This window comes from Weizmannia sp. FSL W8-0401, from assembly GCF_038009125.1.
GTDB classification, from domain to species: domain Bacteria; phylum Bacillota; class Bacilli; order Bacillales; family Bacillaceae_C; genus Weizmannia; species Weizmannia coagulans.
This window is the reverse complement of sequence record NZ_JBBPAG010000001.1, coordinates 1,453,473-1,472,888: the sequence shown is the minus strand read 5'-3', so window position 1 is coordinate 1,472,888 and position 19,416 is coordinate 1,453,473. Positions and strand designations below refer to the sequence as shown.

Annotated in this window: 20 protein-coding genes; 4 read left to right on the top strand and 16 right to left on the bottom strand. The window is 49.4% G+C overall.

What is annotated here, in order from left to right; genetic code table 11:
- Positions 1–33: 33 nt before the first annotated feature.
- Together NSU00_RS06960 and NSU00_RS06955 are read right to left on the bottom strand one after the other, a co-directional pair.
- Positions 34–327: a YxcD family protein gene (locus tag NSU00_RS06960; protein ID WP_061575380.1), complete on the bottom strand. Its 294-nt coding sequence runs from the start codon at positions 325–327 to the stop codon at positions 34–36.
- Complete coding sequence (locus tag NSU00_RS06955; protein ID WP_340702589.1) at positions 315–764, bottom strand: hypothetical protein; 450 nt, start codon at positions 762–764, stop codon at positions 315–317. The genes NSU00_RS06960 and NSU00_RS06955 overlap by 13 nt, the downstream gene beginning before the upstream one ends.
- A 320-nt stretch (positions 765–1,084) precedes the next feature.
- On the opposite strand from NSU00_RS06955, the gene NSU00_RS06950 reads away from it, so the two are divergent.
- Positions 1,085–1,837, top strand: a complete 753-nt coding sequence (locus tag NSU00_RS06950) for a DUF1836 domain-containing protein (RefSeq protein WP_195850323.1) — start codon at positions 1,085–1,087, stop codon at positions 1,835–1,837.
- A gap of 137 nt (positions 1,838–1,974) precedes the next feature.
- On the opposite strand, the gene NSU00_RS06945 is transcribed toward NSU00_RS06950, so the two are convergent.
- From NSU00_RS06945 to rarD, 3 genes are all read right to left on the bottom strand, one after another.
- Positions 1,975–2,652 (bottom strand): potassium channel family protein, encoded by a 678-nt coding sequence (locus NSU00_RS06945; protein WP_340702588.1) that lies wholly within the window; start codon positions 2,650–2,652, stop codon positions 1,975–1,977.
- A gap of 10 nt (positions 2,653–2,662) precedes the next feature.
- Positions 2,663–3,961 carry a TrkH family potassium uptake protein gene (locus tag NSU00_RS06940; protein WP_013859261.1) on the bottom strand — a complete coding sequence of 433 codons (1,299 nt, stop codon included), beginning with the start codon at positions 3,959–3,961 and terminating at the stop codon, positions 2,663–2,665.
- A gap of 191 nt (positions 3,962–4,152) precedes the next feature.
- A complete protein-coding gene (gene rarD / locus NSU00_RS06935; RefSeq protein ID WP_340702587.1) occupies positions 4,153–5,064 on the bottom strand; it encodes an EamA family transporter RarD in 912 nt (303 codons plus the stop codon).
- Positions 5,065–5,263: 199 nt separating this feature from the next.
- On the opposite strand from rarD, the gene yedE reads away from it, so the two are divergent.
- Together yedE and yedF are read left to right on the top strand one after the other, a co-directional pair.
- A complete protein-coding gene (gene yedE / locus NSU00_RS06930; protein WP_017553232.1) occupies positions 5,264–6,499 on the top strand; it encodes a selenium metabolism membrane protein YedE/FdhT in 1,236 nt (411 codons plus the stop codon).
- 16 nt (positions 6,500–6,515) lie between these two features.
- Positions 6,516–6,758, top strand: coding sequence for a sulfurtransferase-like selenium metabolism protein YedF (yedF, locus tag NSU00_RS06925; protein WP_017553233.1), 243 nt, complete (start codon positions 6,516–6,518; stop codon positions 6,756–6,758).
- Between the two features lie 247 nt (positions 6,759–7,005).
- Here yedF and hisIE read toward each other — a convergent pair whose 3' ends face one another.
- The 10 genes from hisIE to NSU00_RS06875 all read right to left on the bottom strand — a co-directional run bounded on the left by hisIE (position 7,006) and on the right by NSU00_RS06875 (position 15,494).
- Positions 7,006–7,671: a bifunctional phosphoribosyl-AMP cyclohydrolase/phosphoribosyl-ATP diphosphatase HisIE gene (hisIE, locus tag NSU00_RS06920; protein WP_017553234.1), complete on the bottom strand. Its 666-nt coding sequence runs from the start codon at positions 7,669–7,671 to the stop codon at positions 7,006–7,008.
- The gene (gene hisF, locus NSU00_RS06915; protein WP_340702586.1) at positions 7,661–8,422 is read right to left on the bottom strand and encodes an imidazole glycerol phosphate synthase subunit HisF; all 762 of its coding nucleotides are present in this window, start codon (positions 8,420–8,422) and stop codon (positions 7,661–7,663) included. Before hisF ends, hisIE begins: the two co-directional genes overlap by 11 nt.
- Positions 8,419–9,123 carry a 1-(5-phosphoribosyl)-5-[(5-phosphoribosylamino)methylideneamino]imidazole-4-carboxamide isomerase gene (hisA, locus tag NSU00_RS06910; protein WP_013859254.1) on the bottom strand — a complete coding sequence of 235 codons (705 nt, stop codon included), beginning with the start codon at positions 9,121–9,123 and terminating at the stop codon, positions 8,419–8,421. The genes hisF and hisA overlap by 4 nt, the downstream gene beginning before the upstream one ends.
- Positions 9,120–9,731: an imidazole glycerol phosphate synthase subunit HisH gene (gene hisH, locus NSU00_RS06905; protein WP_061575376.1), complete on the bottom strand. Its 612-nt coding sequence runs from the start codon at positions 9,729–9,731 to the stop codon at positions 9,120–9,122. The genes hisA and hisH overlap by 4 nt, the downstream gene beginning before the upstream one ends.
- Positions 9,728–10,315: an imidazoleglycerol-phosphate dehydratase HisB gene (hisB, locus tag NSU00_RS06900; RefSeq protein WP_026104772.1), complete on the bottom strand. Its 588-nt coding sequence runs from the start codon at positions 10,313–10,315 to the stop codon at positions 9,728–9,730. The genes hisH and hisB overlap by 4 nt, the downstream gene beginning before the upstream one ends.
- A gap of 5 nt (positions 10,316–10,320) precedes the next feature.
- Positions 10,321–11,604, bottom strand: coding sequence for a histidinol dehydrogenase (gene hisD, locus NSU00_RS06895; protein WP_340702585.1), 1,284 nt, complete (start codon positions 11,602–11,604; stop codon positions 10,321–10,323).
- On the bottom strand, positions 11,601–12,221 hold the full coding sequence (hisG, locus tag NSU00_RS06890) for an ATP phosphoribosyltransferase (protein ID WP_013859250.1): 621 nt from the start codon (positions 12,219–12,221) through the stop codon (positions 11,601–11,603). Before hisG ends, hisD begins: the two co-directional genes overlap by 4 nt.
- Positions 12,218–13,342 (bottom strand): ATP phosphoribosyltransferase regulatory subunit, encoded by a 1,125-nt coding sequence (locus NSU00_RS06885; RefSeq protein ID WP_017553240.1) that lies wholly within the window; start codon positions 13,340–13,342, stop codon positions 12,218–12,220. The genes hisG and NSU00_RS06885 overlap by 4 nt, the downstream gene beginning before the upstream one ends.
- A gap of 95 nt (positions 13,343–13,437) precedes the next feature.
- Positions 13,438–13,785, bottom strand: a complete 348-nt coding sequence (locus NSU00_RS06880) for a CHY zinc finger protein (protein WP_019721180.1) — start codon at positions 13,783–13,785, stop codon at positions 13,438–13,440.
- Between the two features lie 761 nt (positions 13,786–14,546).
- On the bottom strand, positions 14,547–15,494 hold the full coding sequence (locus tag NSU00_RS06875; RefSeq protein ID WP_340703564.1) for a magnesium transporter CorA family protein: 948 nt from the start codon (positions 15,492–15,494) through the stop codon (positions 14,547–14,549).
- A gap of 204 nt (positions 15,495–15,698) precedes the next feature.
- On the opposite strand from NSU00_RS06875, the gene NSU00_RS06870 reads away from it, so the two are divergent.
- Positions 15,699–17,060 carry an amino acid permease gene (locus tag NSU00_RS06870; protein WP_328005099.1) on the top strand — a complete coding sequence of 454 codons (1,362 nt, stop codon included), beginning with the start codon at positions 15,699–15,701 and terminating at the stop codon, positions 17,058–17,060.
- On the opposite strand, the gene NSU00_RS06865 is transcribed toward NSU00_RS06870, so the two are convergent.
- Positions 17,061–19,226 carry a DNA topoisomerase III gene (locus NSU00_RS06865; protein ID WP_340703563.1) on the bottom strand — a complete coding sequence of 722 codons (2,166 nt, stop codon included), beginning with the start codon at positions 19,224–19,226 and terminating at the stop codon, positions 17,061–17,063.
- Positions 19,227–19,416: the final 190 nt, after the last annotated feature.

Here is a 19,416-nt window from a genome sequence, read left to right as displayed (position 1 = left end):
GTAAAACAGCCCGGCAAAATGCCGGGCTGTTTCTTAATCCACGTATGCCACCATGCCATCTTGATCCTCAATTTCCAGGCGGATGCTGACGGCAAACGGGTCAATGCTATATGCTTCTTCTAAATATTTGCGGATGGCTTGAATCAGTTTCGGCTCAGTCAGCGGCTCGAGATCTCTGCCGTTCAGTTCGACATCTGCGCCGTAGCCGGTATCATCATCGTATGTGAGCACCGCCATCACATTTTCCGGATAAGCATAATGCTGGTCTGCCACATACATGCAGACCGCGTTAATCAAATCCTGCTCCGACAGTTTTAATGTTTCCATCTGTCATAGGCCTCGCGATCTTTTTTCCTGTTGCCAAATATGGATTGGAACAATTTGATGACAATGAGAATCAGCGCAATAAAGATTAAAATATTGACCATTGCCGTCAAAGCCGTCCCCAAACCGCCCAGATGGCTGAACATTGAGCCGAACAGCATGCCGCCAAGTCCGCCGAGCAGCATCCCCTTGACAAAGCTGCCTCTCGATGAAGACGACGCCGAATTGGCTTTATTGCCGGAAATCGGATTTGTATTTTGGTTCGTTTTTGACTGGTAATGGGACTGTTGTTTTGACGACGGTGTTGTCGTCTTTGGCACCGACTGGTAAGACCGTTTAACGGAACGGTATCCTCTTGCGTCAACCGGGTTTGAAAAGTGAATCCCGACCACTGAAAAGGTAAACGTAAATGCCAGGAGCAACGCAAAAAATTTCTTCAACTTTATTTCCCCTTTTCTATTTTTATACTAAGTTCCTATGAACCTATTATATGAACTTATCAATTAAAATGCAAGTCTTTTTCACAAAAGAATGTGATTCCCGGTTTCTATTTCCCCTTAAAAGCCGTCTTTAAACTTTTTTCAAAACCGGGACAGGGGCAAGTCTTCTTCCCGGAAGCATGGAAAGTTTCGCCTGAAGAATAAGGCATCCCCCGCAGTCCGGCACAGCGGGGAAAACTTGACACCCAATGATCATTGACTTTTCCATCCATCAATCTTACGATAAAAAGTAGCATGCCAATGTTTGGGAGGTGCTGTTAATGGAACTATTTCAAATGACACGCAGGGAAATGGCAGATCTGCTGCTTGCGCTGAAGGGATCAGGCCCCATGACGCCTGCAGCGTTTTTACAAGGCTTATGGGCAAAGAAAAATGGCGGAAAAGACCCGCACCGTCCCTTTGCAGCTGCTGTAATGCCCCCCATTTTCACAAAAATACTGAAGAAGAACACGGATGACTTCGGTTTTTCGTTAAATGAAATCGTGGCGCTCGGAAGCCAGATTGAAAATACAAATTTTACACTGACCGCGATTCAAAACTGGGTAAAGCGCGATATTAAAGAAATGATCGTGGCGCCGGAAAAAGGGAAAAAATATTCGATTGACCAGATGGCGCTGCTGTTTCTGGTGGAAGACTTAAAAACGGCGCTTGATTTCGATTCCATCCGCAAGCTGTTGCAATTGATCGTCAATGACCCCGAAGACGAGCATGATGATTTGATTAATCCGGTACAGCTGTATGCCACTTATTCCCAGCTTTTTGAGGAACTCAATTCCATGCGGGAAGTCGGGCGGTTCCCGGCCGGAAAACATGAACATATGATTTCGGCAATGGAGGGTATGATTACCGAAAAAGCAGAAGAGATGATATCAAAATACATATCGCCGGATGACCCGAAAAAAGAAGCCATCCGCAACACCATTGTCATCGCGACGCTTTCCGTTTTTACGGCATATTTTCAAATGCTCGCAAGGCGGTATTTAACCGCAACGATTTTTTTGCAAAATATGTAGGGGGCAGGAGACTTATCTCCCGGCAGGTAAGTGTTTTTCCGGCTCCCGCGCCGCACGCCCCGAATGGGAAGCACCGCCCCGGAACAGCGGCAGCCCCCCATTTCAACTTTAACGCAGCCGGAAAACGCCTCACCCCGCTAGTAAAATTTCCGGCGCAGCCTCTCCAAATCTTTTTCCGCACCGACTGTGAAAATGGTATCCCCCGGCTGAAAGATATAATCCGGTGCCGGGGAGACAACCGGCGTTTCTTCAGACTGGGAAGTGACCATTACAACAAGGGCTTTGTACCTGTTGCGGAAATCGAGTTCTGCCAGAGACTTTCCGATAAAATCTTCCGGCACTGTCATCTCAAGGCCGGAGCAATACGGCGACAGGCGGATATACTGCAAAATGCCCGGGTTTGCAATATGGTAGGCAACCCAGCGCCCCGTTTCTTCTTCAGGGAAAAACACGTCGGTCGCACCTGCCCCTTTCAAGCCCCTCCCCCGCTTTTGATCATTCGCCTTCGCATAAACCGTTTCACAGCCAAGATCTTTTAGAGCAAGCACCGTTAAAATGGCAGATTCAAAATCGTCTCCTATGCTGACGACCACCGCATCGAAATTGTCCACATTCAATTCTTCCAAAAAAGCGGTGCTGGTCACATCGCCTTCCGCAAGGTACGAAGCGGCGTCCTGCAGTTCCTCATCCTGAAGCACCTTTTCATTTTTATCGGCGCCGACAACATCATATCCGAGCCTCGCCAGTTCTTTCAGCACACTCGACCCGAAACGGCCGAGCCCGAGCACAAGAAAACTTTCTTTTAAATGTTTCACAATCCCACCCCTAACCGATTAAAATGGATTCTTTTGCATATTTGATTGTGGATTTTTTTTGATTCATAAAGGTATAGATCAAAATAATCACCCCGAGACGGCCAATTAGCATGAGGAAAGCCAGCCAGATTTTGCCGAACACCGTCAGCCCGGCCGTGATCCCGAGGGAAAAGCCGCATGTCGACAGCGCCGACATAATTTCAAATGCAAGCGGAAACGGCGCTGCTTTTTCCGTAAAAGACAATACAAAAAACGAGAAAAAGAACAAAAAAAGAAAAGCGAAAAAGACGAGAAAGGCTTTGTTTACGTCTTCGGCAAACAACGTCCTTCTGAACATATGCGTCTCATTTGAACCGCGGATGACAGACCACAATTTGGCAAGAATGACGGCGAATGTGGTCGTCCGGATCCCGCCGGCACAGCTGCTTGGCGACCCGCCGATAAACATAAGCACGATCATAAACAGCAAAGACGGGAAAGAAAAAACGTGCAAATCGAGCGATGCCAGACCCCCGCTTCTTGGCGCCGCACTGAAGAAAAAGGACTGGATGATTTTATCTGTAAAAGAAAGCCCCGGCATATGTATAAAATCTACAAAAAAGAAGAATAGAAAGCCGGCCAAAAGCAAAATGCCGTGCATCAAAACATTTACTTTGAAATAAAGGCTTTTCTTTTTCCGGCGCGACTGCAAAAACTCCATTACAACGGCGAACCCGAGGACGCCCAGAATGATCATACAGGTTAACACGGCGAGCACGAACGGTTCGCCTTTGAAGTCATCAAGCCCGTTTCCGGAAATTTCAAAGCCGGCGTTTGTAAATGTCGACACTGAAAGAAAAAAAGCGGCAAAAGAATGGCTGCCGTGATGCAGCGCAGCCGGCAGAATCAGCAGAAAGCCTGCCGCTTCGACGATCAATGTGTACGTTACAATAAAGGCCATCAGTTTTGATATCGAACGGCTGCTGTTCTGGTTCTGGTCAAAAATCATCAATGTTTGTGACGGAACAGGCGCATTCGTGCGCAATACGATCAAAAGCGCGCCGACCAAGGCCATGACGCCGATCCCGCCGATTTCCATCTGGATGAGCAGGATGATTTTTCCGGCCGTTGTAAGTGCCTGCGCAACGGTAACAGTGGACAGCCCTGTTGCACTGATGGCGCTTGCGGACAGAAAAAAAGCATCTGACGGCAGCAACGGCTGTTTGTGTGAAACCGGCAGCAAATACAAAATCGCAAAAATAACCGTGCCCAGCAAATACATGAAGAAAACCATTTTAAACGTTGCCGGGCGGAACTGGAACCTGGACATAAACCAATCTCCCTTATGCATCAATCATCCCTATTATACCTGAAATTTTCTATTCGAAAAAAGCCGGCCTGAAAATCATGACCTACTTTTGTTTTTGGATTTTCGGCAGACAAAAGCGGCGGGGCACAATCCTGGTTTCCCGCCGCTTCCATCGCATTTTTTGTGCCATTGTTCCGGCATGGGCTGCTGATTCAGGCAACTTCTTCCACATGGAATTTTTTCTTCGGCAAAAAGCCGGAAACGGAAAACACGACGAGCGCCAGCCAGATAAAAGCAAAGGACAGCAGCTGCACATGTGTAAAAGGTTCCTTGAAAAAGGCAATGCCCATAATCAGCGTCATCGTCGGCGTCAAGTATTGGAAAAAGCCGATCATTGTCAGGGAAATTCTCCTTGCTCCCTGCGCAAAGCAAATGAGCGGGATGGCTGTCACAACGCCGGTGCCGATCAGCAGTACAGTAACAGCCGGTGAAACTGTTGCAAACGATGCAGTGCCTTTTACCTGGATCATCGTTAAATAGATAAACGCAACCGGCATCATAAAGAAGGTTTCGAATGTCAGGCCGATAAAAGCATCAATATCCACTTTCTTTTTCACAAGGCCGTAAAACCCGAATGTGAGCGCAAGGCCGATGGCGATCCAGGGAACATGCCCGAAGCTGAACGTCTGGATTGCGACGCCGCATGCTGCCAGCAGGAAAGCAATCAGCTGCCACCTGTTCAGTTTTTCCTTCAAAAAGATCATGCCGAGCAGGATGCTGACAAGCGGGTTAATGTAATAGCCCATGCTTGTTTCAATGACATGCCCGTTGTTGACCGCCCATATGTAGATAAACCAATTCCCGCTCACAAGCACGGATGCAAGAAGCAGTAAAAGCGGCGTGCGCGGGTGGTGAACCCCTTCTTTTATGCTGGTTTTTAAATCCCCCATTTTCCTTAAAAAGGCTAAAAGCAGGATCATAAAAATAAAAGACCAGAATATGCGGTGCGCCAGAATTTCAAGGGCAGGCACCTGTTCAACCATTTTCCAGTAGATTGGAAAAATGCCCCACAAAAAATACGCAAAAAACGCGTAAAACATTCCGCTTTTTTGATTGTTTCCCATTTGTTGCGTCGCTTGTCCGGGTATTACGCCTTCCCCCGGGCCGCCTCCCTCCTTTCGCATAATATATTTCATTATTTTACCATTATTTTCAGATTTGAAAAAGCAAACCGCTCACAGCCTTTGCTTTTATCAATGTGCCGGCGGAAATCTCTGCTATAATAGGGAATGTATGATTTTTCATGAAGGAGGCTGGGAACGCATGCGTATATGGTTGGAAAAAGCCCATGAAAAGTGGTTCAGCGGGTTTTGGAATCCTTTTATTGTCTTACTGTTGGCAGGGGTATTTGCTGCTTTTTATTTTGGGCTAACCGGAACGCTCTGGGCCGTCACAGGCGAATTTACCCGTTGGGGAGGGAATTTACTGCAGCTGTTCGGCGTTGATACAGCTGATTGGGCGTATTTTAAAGCGATCAAACTGACCGGAGAGCCGCAGGACCGGACTGACGGATGGCTGGTCATCGGTATGCTGCTTGGCAGTTTGTTCAGTGCCCTTGCCAGCAAGAATTTCAAATGGAAGATTCCCCGCCTGAAACGACGCTGGGTGTGGGGGTTCTTTGGCGGCATCATCGCCGGATTCGGAACGCGCCTTGCGATGGGCTGCAATTTGGCTGCCTTTTTTACGGGGCTGCCGCAATTTTCTCTCCACGCCTGGCTCTTTATTGCCGGCACCGCGATCGGCACTTATTTTGGCGTCAAACTTGCCGTATTGCCTATTTTTAAAGGAAAACCAAAAATTTCGTTCAGCCGGCATGCTGCCAAAAGCACACAGCCGGATCCGCAACACGGGAACTACCAGCTTTATGCTGCTGTTTTGGTTCTGCTTTTCATCGCGCTGATTGCCGCCTGGTATCTCATATCCGGCAAAGTGATGCTCGGGCTTGCCGCGCTGTTCGGGGCGGCATTTGGGATACTGATCCAGCGCGGCCAAATTTGCTTTACTTCCGGGCTCAGGGATTTATGGCTGACCGGGCGGGGCACGCTCGGAAAAGCGATCATTGCCGGAATGGCGATCCAGACGGCAGGCACCGCCATTTTCATTTTTAAAGGCGAAGCCCCTGTTATCCACTGGGCAAGCCCGGGTGCCCTTTTCGGCGGCGTCCTGTTTGGCATTGGCATTGTCATTGCCGGGGGCTGTGAAACAGGGTGGATGTACCGCATTACGGAGGGCCAGGTGCAATTTTTTGCAGTCGGCGCCGGCAATATCGTTGGGGCAACCCTCCTGGCATACGGATGGGATCATTGGGGCATTTTCAATGTTTTTGTCAAAGGATGGCCGGAAGTCAATCTTGTAACGTCATTCGGATGGGGCGGTGCGCTCTTCGGTACGGGCGCTTTTCTGCTGGCCCTTTATCTTCTCATCGTATGGCGGGAAAATTGGTATACGAAGAAAATAAATGCAAAACGCACGTTATTCGAAAAGAAAACGTCTGCGTAATCAGGAGGCGGCAATAATGGCGGAAAATTTTACTGTGGATGCAACACTGGATGTCCGCGGCGAATCATGCCCGTATCCGGAGCTTTACACGCTTGAGGCAATCGAAAAATTAGAAGGCGGGGAAATATTGGAAGTGATCGCCGACTGCCCGCAATCTTTTATCAACGTGCCGGCGTCGTGCAAACGGCACGGGCATGAAGTGCTCTCGAAAGTGAAGGACGGAACGACGCTGTATTATTACATCCGGGTTTGTAAATGATTCCGCTGTGCCGGGCATTTACATGATGGAAAAGGGGCTGTCCAAAAAGTCATTCTTTATGGCCTTTTGGATGCCCTTTTTTACATGATTCCCACAAAAAATTGCCCTTTCCAGTAAATGTAAGTGGCCAAGCCAACACTACAGAAAGGGCGATTTTTTTATGCGCAATCAAATCATTACGCTACTGCAAATGATCCCATGTAAATGTCACTTTTTCCAGAGGAACAAGAAAGAAAACTCCTTTCCATTACCATTTCTCGATTTTTTTCCGGTCGCCTTTGCTGTTGCCTTTTTTGGCGGAACGGGCCCGCAGTTCGGCTTCCACTTCCGATAGTTTTACATTCTGGTTGGACAGCAGGACAAAGGTATGAAACAACAAATCCGCCGTTTCGTAAATGAGTTCTGATTTGCTGTTGTTTTTGGCGGCGATGACGACCTCGCCCGCTTCTTCAATAAATTTTTTCGCGATTTTATCGATGCCCTTCTCAAACAGATAATTGGTATAGGAATTTTCAACCGGCTTTATTTTCCGGCTCTCCACCTCGTCTTCCAGCACGTCAAAGATGCGCCGGTTGGAGGGGATCTCCGATTCCGCCGCTTCCCCGTTTTCATCGAGCCTTGTATAAAAGCATGTCCTTTCCCCCGTGTGGCAGGCAGGGCCCTCCGGATCAACACGGATTAAAAGCGTGTCGGCATCACAATCCGCCTGAAGCGATTTTACTTTTTGCGTGTTTCCGCTCGTTTCGCCTTTATGCCAAAGGCTGCCGCGGGACCGGGAATAAAACCAGGTTTCTTTCGTTTCAAGTGTTTTTTCGTACGCTTCTTCATTCATATAAGCCAGCATGAGCACATCCCCGGTCGCATCATCGACCACAATTGCCGGAATCAGCCCTTTCGAAAAATCAAGCTTCACGGATGTTCACCCCTTCTTTGCTGCAAATGTCCTTTACTTCCCGGATGGTAAACGTGCCGTCGTGAAAAATGGAGGCGGCAAGGGCAGCAGAAGCCCCCGTTTCTTTAAACACTTCGGCAAAATGCTCCGGTTTGCCGCAGCCGCCCGAGGCGATCACGGGAATTTTTACGGCGCCGGCAACCGCTTTTGTCAGCGGCAGGTCAAAGCCGTCTTTTACCCCGTCGGTATCAACGCTCGTCAATAAAATTTCCCCGGCGCCGAGCCGTTCTGCTTCCTTCGCCCATTCAATCGCATCGATTCCGGTATCGATGCGGCCGCCGTTTACAATGACATGCCATTTGCCGTCCGGCATTTTTTTCGCGTCAATTGCCACGACGACGCACTGCGCACCAAACCGGACGGACGCCTTTCGGACCAGTTCCGGGTTTTTGATCGCAGCCGAGTTCACCGACACTTTATCGGCGCCGGCCTTTAACAGGCGGGTCACGTCAAAAATCGTCCGTACGCCGCCGCCGACCGTAAACGGGATAAACACATTTTCAGCTGTCCTTTCAACCATATTGACGACCGTATCGCGCTGTTCGTGGGTTGCGGTAATGTCAAGAAAAACCAGTTCATCAGCGCCGCTTTCCGAATAAAATTTTGCCAGCTCAACGGGATCGCCGACATTGCGGAGCCCGGTAAAATTTGTCCCTTTTACGACCTGCCCGTCTTTCACATCGAGGCAAGGAATAATCCGTTTTGCGATCATCCTGCCGCCCCCTTGAGCCGGATTTTGCCTTCATAAACCGCTTTGCCGACAATCCCTTCCCTGATGCCGATTGCATCCAGGTTTTTCACGTCTTCTTCGCTTGTGATGCCGCCGGAAGCAATAATGTCACAGCTGACCGCTTCAATGAGCACTTTTAACGCATCAAGGTTCGGGCCTTTCATGGTGCCATCCCTCGATATATCGGTAAAGACGATGCGCCGCACGCCCAAGCTTTCTATTTCTTTTGCAAAACCGATGTAATCCATTTCGGTAACTGCAAGCCAGCCGTGTGCCGCGACTTTCCCATTTCTTGCGTCAATGCCGGCGACGATTTTCTCCGGGTATGCGGCGACCGCCGCTTTAAAAAAATCCCGGTCTTCAATGGCGGCCGTCCCGATCACAATCCGGGAAACGCCCATTTCCGCATATTTGCGGACGGTGTCCAAATTGCGGATGCCGCCGCCTACTTCAACCGGAACGGCGGCATGCCTGCACAAAGAGGCAATCAGTTCAAACTGTGCGGGCCGGCCGGCCTTTGCGCCGTCCAAATCGACAATATGGACCATTTCCGCCCCCATTTCAATAAAGCGTTCCAGCTGTGCCACCGGGTCTTTCGCCACTTCTGTCGTTCGGTTAAAATCCCCCTGGTAAAGCCTTACGCATTTTCCGCCAATTAAATCGATGGCCGGGATGATTCTCATGCCTGTACCTCCAAACTGCTTTCCTGCAAAAATGTTTTTAACAGTGCCATGCCGGTTTTGCCGCTTTTTTCGGGATGAAACTGCATTCCGTACACATGCCCGTTTTTGACAATGGCCGGAATTTCCGCCCCGTAATCGGTTGAAGCCACAATATAAGACGCCTTTGTTTTCGCCTGGTAGGAGTGGACGAAATACACATGCTGATGCTGAAACGGCGCAAAAGCCGGAAAACCCGGTTTCACATCGAGCGTATTCCAGCCGATATGCGGTAAAATTTCATTTGCCGGAATCCGTTCCACTGTCCCCGGGATCAAGCCGAGCCCTTCGGAAACGCCGTTTTCAAATCCCGTTTCAAATAACAGCTGCATCCCGAGGCAAATGCCGAGAAACGGCTTTTTCTTCCCAAGCTCCGTCAAAACCGGCCGCAGCCCGCGCTTTTCAATCTCGTCCACTGCTGCTTTAAATGCGCCGACGCCGGGCAGGATGATGTGGGTGGCGGCGCCGAGTTTTTCCGGGTCGTCCGTTACGGCAACCTTAAGCCCAAGCGTGCGGAAAGCGTTCGAGGCGCTTGCAATATTGCCCATGCCGTAGTCGACAATTGCGATCATTCTATCAGCCCCTTTGTCGAATTGACGCCTTTGATTTCCGGGTCAACTTCCACTGCCTGGTGAAACGCCCGCCCCAACGCCTTAAACAGCGACTCGATTTTGTGATGGGTGTTGGCGCCGTACAGTACCCTGGCATGGAGGGTAACCGCCGCCTGGAATGCAAACGCCTGGAAAAATTCGCGCACAAGCTCTGTGTCAAAATTGCCGAGCTTCGGGTTTTCAAATTCCGCTTCAAAATGCAGGAAAGGGCGGCCGCTGATGTCGAGGGCGACAAAGCCGAGCGCTTCATCCATCGGGACATAGGCGGAGCCGTAACGGGTGATGCCTTTTTTATCGCCGAGCGCTTCACGCACCAGCTGGCCGAGCACAATCCCGGTGTCTTCGACGGTGTGGTGGCTGTCAATGTACAAATCGCCGCTCGCTTTTACAACAAGCCCGATGCGCCCGTGCCGCGCAAACAGTTCGAGCATGTGGTCAAAAAATCCGACGCCCGTACTCACTTCAACTTCCGCCGGATCGTCCAGATTGACAGCAATTTCAATCAATGTTTCATTTGTTTTTCTGCTTTTTGCCGCTTTCCGCAACGCACTCACCCTTTCACCCGTTTTTGGACCGCCCGCGCATGCCCGGCGAGCCGCTCTTGTGCAGCAATCGCCATCACATCCGGCGCCGCTTGCTGTAAAGCTTTTTCACCATAATACAAATAGGTGATTTTTTTATAAAAATCATCAACAGACAAACCGGAAGAAAACCGCGCCGTTCCCGATGTCGGCAGGACGTGGTTCGGGCCGCCGTAATAATCGCCGATGGCTTCCGGCGTGTTTTCGCCGAGAAAAACGGAGCCGGCATTTTTCACTTTCGACAGCTGCAAGAGCGGGTTTTCCACCTGGATTTCCAAGTGTTCCGGGGCAAGCCGGTTTGAAAGCGCAAAAGCTTCGTCTATCGATGCAACAAGCACGGCTGCGCTTTGCATCTTGATGGACACTTCCGCGATGCCGCGACGCGGAAGGACAACAAGCTGTTTTTCAAGTTCCGCTTTTGTTTCATTTATCAGTTTCTGCGACGTCGTGAGGAGAAACGTTCTTGCGCGTTCGTCGTGTTCGGCCTGGGCGATCAGATCGGCCGCTATATATGCCGGGTTGGCATTTTCATCGGCAATGATGGCGACTTCCGACGGGCCTGCGATCATATCGATGCCGGCCGTGCCGTATACAAGCGATTTGGCGGCGGCGACATATGCGTTCCCGGGGCCGGCAATTTTATCGACTGCAGGAATCGTTTCCGTGCCGTATGCAAGCGCCCCGATCGCCTGGATGCCGCCAAGTTTGTAAATGGTGCCGACACCGGCAATATCGGCCGCTACGGACAAAACAGGGGCAATTTTCGTGCCGTTTCTGGCCGGTGTCGCCATGACCACTTCTTCTACGCCGGCAAGGACAGCGGGGATCGCGTTCATAAGGACGGATGACGGATAGCAGGCGGTCCCGCCCGGCACATAAATCCCGGCTTTTTCCACCGGCCGGAACAGCTGGCCTGAAATGATATTTTCATTCATTTCCATGATCCGGGAGTTTTGCAGCTGTTTCGCGTGGAAACGGCGGATATTTTCCGCTGCTTTTTGCAAGGCGGAAATCACATCCTGCGGAACTTCGCGCCATGCCTGTATGCGTTCTTCCGGAGAAACTTCCCACGGTTCCGGCACTTCCCCGTCAAATTGGGCGGCATATTTTTTCACGGCGGCATCCCCGTTTAAGCGGATGTCTTCCAGCACTTCCTTCGCGGTGCGGAGCACGTCTTCATCGTGCGCGCCGCTCTTGTTTTTCGATTGCAGAAACGTTTCGGCAAATGCTTTTTTTGTGTATTCCCGTATCATTTTGCGACCCCTTCTCCCTGTAGTTTTTCAATAAACGGCCGGATTGCCTGCTTTTTTATTTTTAACGCCGACCGGTTGGCGATCAGCCGCGCTGTGACCGGCCGGATCTCCTCTATGACGGCAAGCCCGTTTTCTCTCAATGTGTTACCCGTTTCCACGATGTCGACAATTGCATCAGCAAGGCCGACGATCGGCGCGAGTTCAACGGAGCCTTCGAGTTTCACGATGTCTACCGATTCCCCTTTTTCGCGGAAAAATTGCTCTGTTACATTCGGGTATTTGGTGGCGATCCGGCATTTCCGGTGATGGCGGACAGCCTCCGGTTTACCTGCAAGGGCAAACCGGCATTTTCCGAAGGGAAGCGGCATTAAGTCGAAAACATCGGGATGCGTTTCCGCCAAAATGTCCTCGCCGACAATGCCAAGATCGCAAATGCCGTACTCTACATATGTTGCAACATCAAAGCCTTTTACGAAAATGCAGGTGAATGCATCCGTTTCAACGAGGAGCTTTCTCCCTTTTTCAACGAGCGGTTCAACATGAAAGCCGCGCGACTTTAAATATTGCAAAAATTGTTTTTCCACTCTCCCTTTTGTAAGGGCAATGCTGATCGTCAAATTTCTTCCGCCTCCCAATGGCCGCCCACGTTTTTAAACTTGAGGACCTTACTGAATTCGCCTTCTGCAGGCGGCCCGAAACGGATATCCACGATTTTCCCGCCGTATGCAGCCCGCAGCTTTTCTGCTTCCGCAAGCGTTTCTTCCCCGGCAATGATACAGATTTTTTCCGGCTTTTCTTCCTGAACCAGTTCCTCTGCCAGAATATCGGCGTCAAAAGCAATGCCGACAGCTGTTGTTTGGCGGTGGAACTGTTCGTACAGCATGTCGTACCGCCCGCCGGAAAAGCAGGAAGCGCCGGTTTGTTTTAAAAATCCCCGGAACAAAATGCCGGTATAATAGGGCAGATTTTTCACCCGGCCAAGGTCAATCATGATGTCTTCCATTCCGACAGCCATGCAAATTTTGCCAAGCTTTTCGATATGGGCAAGCATATTGAAAAGTGCCGGGTCCGTTTTCCATCTTTCCTGGAATGTCCGGATCATTTCGAACGGGCCGTACGCATCCACAAGCCCCGCCAATTCCGCGGCCATCGCTGCATTGCCGCATAAACTTGCAATCTCGTATACTTCATCTTTCCGTTTATCGTGCATGGCCCCTCTTAACCGGTCAACCTGGCCTTCTTCCAGGTTGAGGCGTGCGACCAGTTCCTCAAAAATGCCGGCATGGCCGAGCTCCACCATCACCCCGGTAACACCAAGCCTGTTAAAAAAGGCATGGGCAAAAAACAGGCATTCGCCTTCGCCTAAAAGTTCCGGCAGTCCCACCATTTCGATCCCGACCTGTCGGCTCTCAAGGCCGGGGGTATCCATCCTGAACACCGAACCCTGGTAAGCCCATTTACACGCCCGGAACGGTTTTTGCGAAAGCGCCCTTGCGATGGATGTTGTCCAGTCCGGGCGCAAAACTTCAATCTGGCCGCGGCCGTCAAACCATTTCAGCATATTTTGAAGCTTCATGCCGACCTTTTCATTTGTAAACGTATCCGCGTACTCAACAAGCGGTGTCGAGATTTCCATATAATTCCGCTCCTTTGCCGTGTGACGGAACATTTCAAACACGGTTGCGCGGTTTTTGACAATCGTGCCCATTTCATCCTGGCTGCCTTCCGGTAAAAACATCGGTTTCACATCCTGTACTTTCTCTTTATTATGTTATCACTCTAATACGCTAAAGGATTGGATTGCATTTAAGATACCATATTTCAGAAAAGCGGTCAAGGTGAAAATTTCTGGCGAGCCGGCTTGTCTTGGCCGATTTGGAAATAGAGCGGATAATGGGCGGCGCATCCGGGGTTAAAAGGCGCGCCGCAATGCGGGCAAGCGCTTGCCCCCATATATTCCCGGATGGCCATTTCATGCTTGCAGACGCCGCAAAGAACCGCTTTTGTATCCCATTCCCGTTTTTCCCACCGCTCGGCCGGGTGGGCTTCTTCTTCCTCATGGCATTTATAACACGGATAATACTTTCCGCAACATTTAAAGCGGATGGCTACGACATCCAACGGGGAAGCATAATGGATGCAGCGCGTCTCTTCATCTACAACCGGGCCGTACACTTTCATTGGAACCGCTCCTTTTGAAATCTTTTCTTTGTTTTTAACATACAGGAATTTGGCTTTCACATCAATGAAACGGGCGCAAAAAAAAGCGGGCAGTCCCGCAGCCGGAAAAGGGCTATTTAGGGCTTGCTGAATAAGCAAAATTCCTAGATTTGGCAAGAATACTGACAGCTTTGGCAAAAATTTAGATGCAAGGGTTTTATAAAGAATACAGGGAAAAGCTTGCACTTGAAACGCATCCTATGTTAAGGAAGGCCACCAATTTTCCACGCTTTCTTAACGTAGACGGGCTCTATATGAAGGAAAAACCTCGTTTTTTCGCGCTTTCTTAACGTAGACGGGCTCTATGTGAAGGAAAGTCTTCGTTTTTCCGTACTTCCTTAACGTAGACGCGCTCTATGTGAAGAAAGGCCGTCATTTTTCCGCGCTTTCTTAACGTAGACGCGCTCTATGTGAAGGAAGAGCCTCGTTTTTTCGTGCTTCCTTAACGTAGATGCGCCCTATGTTAAGGAAGGCCACCAATTTTCCACGCTTCCTTAACATAGGGCTTGCTAAAATAACCAAAATTCCTAGATTTGGCAAGGATGCTGACAGCTTTGGCAAAAATTTAGATGCAAGGGTGTTATAAAAATCCAGAGAAAAGCTTTCACTTGAAAGCTGATTCAATGTATAGAGAAGACAGAATCGTATTTTTAAAGATGGATTCTTCTAGAACTTACTGACAAATTGGGTACAAACTCAGAATCGGATTCGTTCAGCAAGGGCTATTTAAATAATGATTTTTTCTTATTCCCTTTTAAAATATCGCCTGTCCATCCTTTCCGGTACAAATAGATATAAAGCAGGATGGTATTTACGACAATCAGGCCGAGCGCTGCAATATAGCCGTAGCGCCAGGAGAGTTCCGGCATGTTTTTAAAGTTCATGCCCCATAAGGCGCTCCAGGCGGAAATCGGGGTAAACAGCGTCGTTAAAACGGTCAGAGTTTTCATAATCGAATTTCCCCTGTGGCCTGAAACCACTTCTTCCACTTTGAGCAGCGTATCGATTTCCTGTTGGTAATCCTGCAAAAGCGCAAGGCATCTTTCGATTTTCATGACCCTTTGCCGGACTTGCGGGTATTCCAAAATATCAGTGCCAAATCCTTCCTGCATGCCGTATAATATCTCTTTCACCGGGATCATCAAATTCCGGCAGACGAGCAGTTCGTGGCGGCGTTCGTATATTTTATCAAGCGTGTCAATATTGTTCCTTTTCTGGATCTCCCAGATCAGTTCGTTTAATTTAATTTCAAATTCGTCTATTTTATCTAGGTAATTGTTTACGATCGCGCCGATGATAATAAAAAATGCCTCAATGGCATTGCGGGAATAGGCCATCTGCCCGATCACTTTTTCGATTTCCGTATTTTTCAGCTTGGAAAAATCAAGATCTACCGTCAACAGTGTCTGTTCGGTGATGTAAAAGTGAAACATATCATGTTCCTCACGGTTGATCGTGTGCTGGTCAAAAATAAGCGAACCTTCGACAAACGGCCGGTCATTTTGAGCCGTATCAATCGTTAAAGTGTTTGTATCATCATTTTTTATATTTTCAATCCATGTTTTGCATTCCTCGTTTTCATCAATAATCCGTGCAATTTCTTTCTCGTCTGCACTTTCCAGCTGATACCATTTCCAGTTGTTTTCCTTGTTTTTATACAGATGTAACAAACGTCTTCCCCCTTTCTCTTCCCTTCCTTATTCCCACTTGCCTGCTAGACCAAACGTTTCTCTACTTTGCCGGCTTCTTTCCTGCCGCCCCGCCTTGCTCTGTATTCGGGCCTGTAGAAGACAGAGCAGAAAGAAACATCCGGGACTTGTACATAAACCGGCCTGCTTTATCAAACAGTATGTAAGGTAAAGGAGGGAACCGGGATGGGTAACCAGAAGCAACCATCTAAAGCGACAAAAAACGGCAGCCTGGCGTGGTGGCAGCTTTCGCTTGTGGGTGTCGGCTGTACGATCGGAACCGGATATTTTCTCGGATCAGGTATCGGGATCAAAACGACCGGCCCTTCCATCGTATTGTCATTCCTGATTGCAGCCGCCGGTACATACATTGTTTTCCGCGCGCTTGCGAAAATGACGGCACGCGACCCGCACGAAGGCTCGTTTTGCTATTATGCAAAAAAAGCTTACGGCAACTGGGCAGGTTTCAGTTGCGGCTGGAATTACTGGTGTTCGAATGTGCTCATTATGGGGAGCCAGCTGACTGCATTGTCTATTTTAACAAAATTCTGGTTTCATACGGTGCCGTTATGGATACTGGCCGCCATTTACGCAGCCCTTTCCATTGCCGTTGTCCTGCTTGGCACAAAAGGTTTTGATAAGGTGGAAAACATTCTCGCTGTCATCAAAACGGCCGCCATCATCATGTTTATTGTGCTTGCCTTTTGTGCCCTTTTTGGCTGGATTGACGGCGGCAAGGGAACGGGCGGGCGCCTCCCTGATGGTCTCCGCGGCTATTTTCCCCATGGCATTGCGGGATTTTGGGCTTCGCTCATTTATGCGTTTTATGCGTTTGGCGGCATTGAAGTGATCGGGTTGATGGCGATGCAATTGAAAAACAAGGAAGATGCCCCGAAAGCCGGATCAATTATGCTGGCCGTTTTAACGATGATGTACATCGTCTCGCTCGGTCTTGCCGTCACAATGGAACACTACACGGCTTTTAATGATAAAGAAAGCCCGTTTGTCAAAGCAATGGCGGACTATCATCTCGCTTTTTTCCCCCACGTCTTTAACGGCGCCATTATCATTGCCGGATTTTCGACGATGACAGCTGCGCTGTTCGGGGTCACCAATTTGCTCGTAACCTTGTCGAATGACGGGGATGCGCCAAAATGGTTCGGAAAAAAAATGAAAAAATGGAAAAGCCTCCCGCTTCCTTCGCTCGGGCTTGCGGCTTGCGGCCTCGTTCTTTCCATTATTACGGCCCTTTTGCTGCCGGGGAAAATTTATGAATACATTACAACAGCAGCCGGGATTTTGCTGCTGATGAACTGGCTGTTTATTATCCTTTCGGCTTTCCGCGTCTTAAAACTAAACGGAGGCGGAAAAATCACGGCCGCAGCCGGCATCTTTTTCCTGCTGCTTGCGATCAGCGGGACACTGGCGGAAACAGAAATCCGCCCCGGGTTTTATGCCAGTTTTATCGTCATGGTGATCATTATTGCCATTGCCGTTTTCGTGAGTCGGAAGAAAAAACAGGCTCCGCACAAACCGGCCCTTGAATAATCAGCGGCCGGTTTGTTGCTTTGCAAAAATAAACCGGAGTTTCCCGTCCTCCCATTTCAATTTTGCATCGAAGGTTTTGCCATTTTTCCGGAATCCCCTGATCATGCTTGTTTCTTCGCCGGCCAGCAGTTTCCTTGCATTGGCTAGGCTGATTTTTTTGCCAAGGATCGATTTTGACAGCGTAAAGGCGCAGCCCGATTTCCGGTAGGCGCTGCAGCCGTAAAAATTGCCTTTGTCAACAATGTCGCCGCCGCATGTCGGGCATTTGCCCGCTTTTTTCCCGATTGTATATTTTGATCCCGGCCTTTTGATGCCATCCGTTTTTAAGCCAGAAAAATCCCATTCGGCCGCTGCCTGAACAGCATCTTGCACAATTTTTTCGGACAGCTTTTTCGTCTGTTCCATAAAAACGGCTGCTTCGGCCGCCCCTTTCCCGATTTCGCGGAGCCGTTTTTCCCATTTTGCGGTCATTTCCGGAGAGGCCAGAATTTTGCCGCCGATGGCACGGATGAGCACTTTCGCCTTATCGGTGGCATATACCTGGTTCTTTTTCACCTCAATATACTTCCGATCTTTTAAAATGGTAATGACGCCGGCCCTTGTTGCTTCCGTGCCGAGCCCTTCCACTTCCGCCATGACTTTTTCCAGTTCCCCGTCCTCAATATATTTTCCGGCCGTTTTCATCAGCGTGATGAGCTGGCCTTCCGTATACCGTTTCGGCGGCTGCGTTTTGCCTTCTTTTACGTTTGCATCTTTTACAATCCCTTTTTCCCCCTGCTTTACATCCGGCAAAACGCCGCCTTTTTCCTTCTCTTTTGAAAAAATGACTTTGCGCCAGCCTTCCGCTTCCATTTGCGTACCCTTGGAAAGAAAGACTGCACGGCTGTCCACGACCGTTTTCACCGTCGTGTAATGAAAAACGGCATTGCCGTAATGGGCGGCAATGAGGCGGCGGACGATCATATCATAAATTTTTTTCTCGCCGTCCGGAAGACTGCCTGGCGCCGCCACCTGTTCGGTCGGGATAATCGCGTAGTGGTCGGAAACCTTTTTCTCATTCACATAACGCTTATTTTGAAGGATGGAGCGCTTTGGAAGCGGGAAATACGGAGCATATTCCGGGAAGGCAGATAATTTTTCCAAAATACCGGGAAAAGTTTCGGCTTCCCCTTTTGTCACATACTGGGAATCAGAACGGGGATAGGAAACGATCCCTTTTTGGTAGAGGGATTGGACAAGATCAAGCGTTTTTTTCGGCGGAAATTGAAAAGCCCGGTTCGCGGTTGCCTGCAAAGATGATAAGTTAAACAACAGCGGGGGCTGGAATTCCTTTTTTTCTTTTTTCAATGCTGCAACTTCTGCCGGTTTTTGCCGGCAAAATGCGGCAATCCGCGCTGCCATGGCCGGGTCATTCAAACGCGATTCGCCATCTTTCACCCATTTGCCTTCGTATTGTTTGTCATCAAATTGAAACATTGCGGTGACTTCCCAAAACGGTTCGGGTTTGAAATGTTCAATTTCCAGCTCCCTTTTTACAATTAAAGCGAGCGTAGGCGTCTGGACGCGGCCGACGGAAAAGACATCACGCATGCCTTTTTGCCTTAAAAGCAGGCTGTAGACACGGGAGGCATTCATGCCGACCAGCCAGTCTGCACAGGCGCGGGCATATGCTTCGTCATATAATGGGCGGGTGTCTTCATCATGTAATAAATGGCGGAACCCTTCCCGGATCGACTGAGGGGTTAAAGACGAGATCCACAAGCGCCGTAGCGGTTTTTTGGCGCCGCACAAATGAAGGATGTTGCGGATGATCAGTTCTCCTTCGCGGCCGGCATCGCCTGCATGGATAATATTGGTCACGCGTGCGTCTTTCACCAGTTTTTTGACGATTTGAAATTGCTTGTATTTCGGCTTTGTCACTTCATATTTGAATTTTTTCGGGAGAATCGGCAGCGTTTCCAGTTTCCACTGCTTCCAGGCGGGATTGTAATGTTCCGGCGGGACGAGCTGGGTTAAATGGCCGATCGCCCACGTGCAGAAAGCGCCTTCCGGGAAGATCTCATTCGGCCGGATTTCAATATACCCCTCCCGTTTCACATGCGGAAAAACCGAGCAAAGGGTGCGCCCCTGGTCAGGCTTTTCGGCGATGATCAATGGAAAAGACAAACGGATCACTCCTTTCTTTTTCTAGCTCTACTTTACAATGTTTTTCACACGCTGCCAAGAAAAAATAAACGCCCGGCCGGGTAAATCCTTTTCCACTGGATTTACGCGGCCGGGCGGTGTTTCAAAATGCGATACTTCCCCCATCGTTCACGTCACTTCCTGAATGTTTTCTGTTTTGCCGTACCGGGTG

Coding starts and splice junctions, on each gene's coding strand:
- NSU00_RS06960 (WP_061575380.1), bottom strand. CDS start 327: ATGGAAACATTAAAACTGTCGGAGCAGGATTTGATTAACGCGGTCTGC.
- yedE (WP_017553232.1), top strand. CDS start 5,264: ATGCGTATATGGTTGGAAAAAGCCCATGAAAAGTGGTTCAGCGGGTTT.
- NSU00_RS06885 (WP_017553240.1), bottom strand. CDS start 13,342: ATGTTTTTACCGGAAGGCAGCCAGGATGAAATGGGCACGATTGTCAAA.
- NSU00_RS06880 (WP_019721180.1), bottom strand. CDS start 13,785: ATGAAAGTGTACGGCCCGGTTGTAGATGAAGAGACGCGCTGCATCCAT.
- yedF (WP_017553233.1), top strand. CDS start 6,516: ATGGCGGAAAATTTTACTGTGGATGCAACACTGGATGTCCGCGGCGAA.
- hisA (WP_013859254.1), bottom strand. CDS start 9,123: ATGAGAATCATCCCGGCCATCGATTTAATTGGCGGAAAATGCGTAAGG.
- hisF (WP_340702586.1), bottom strand. CDS start 8,422: ATGATCGCAAAACGGATTATTCCTTGCCTCGATGTGAAAGACGGGCAG.
- hisD (WP_340702585.1), bottom strand. CDS start 11,604: ATGATACGGGAATACACAAAAAAAGCATTTGCCGAAACGTTTCTGCAA.
- NSU00_RS06870 (WP_328005099.1), top strand. CDS start 15,699: ATGGGTAACCAGAAGCAACCATCTAAAGCGACAAAAAACGGCAGCCTG.
- hisH (WP_061575376.1), bottom strand. CDS start 9,731: ATGATCGCAATTGTCGACTACGGCATGGGCAATATTGCAAGCGCCTCG.
- NSU00_RS06940 (WP_013859261.1), bottom strand. CDS start 3,961: ATGTCCAGGTTCCAGTTCCGCCCGGCAACGTTTAAAATGGTTTTCTTC.
- rarD (WP_340702587.1), bottom strand. CDS start 5,064: ATGGGAAACAATCAAAAAAGCGGAATGTTTTACGCGTTTTTTGCGTAT.
- NSU00_RS06950 (WP_195850323.1), top strand. CDS start 1,085: ATGGAACTATTTCAAATGACACGCAGGGAAATGGCAGATCTGCTGCTT.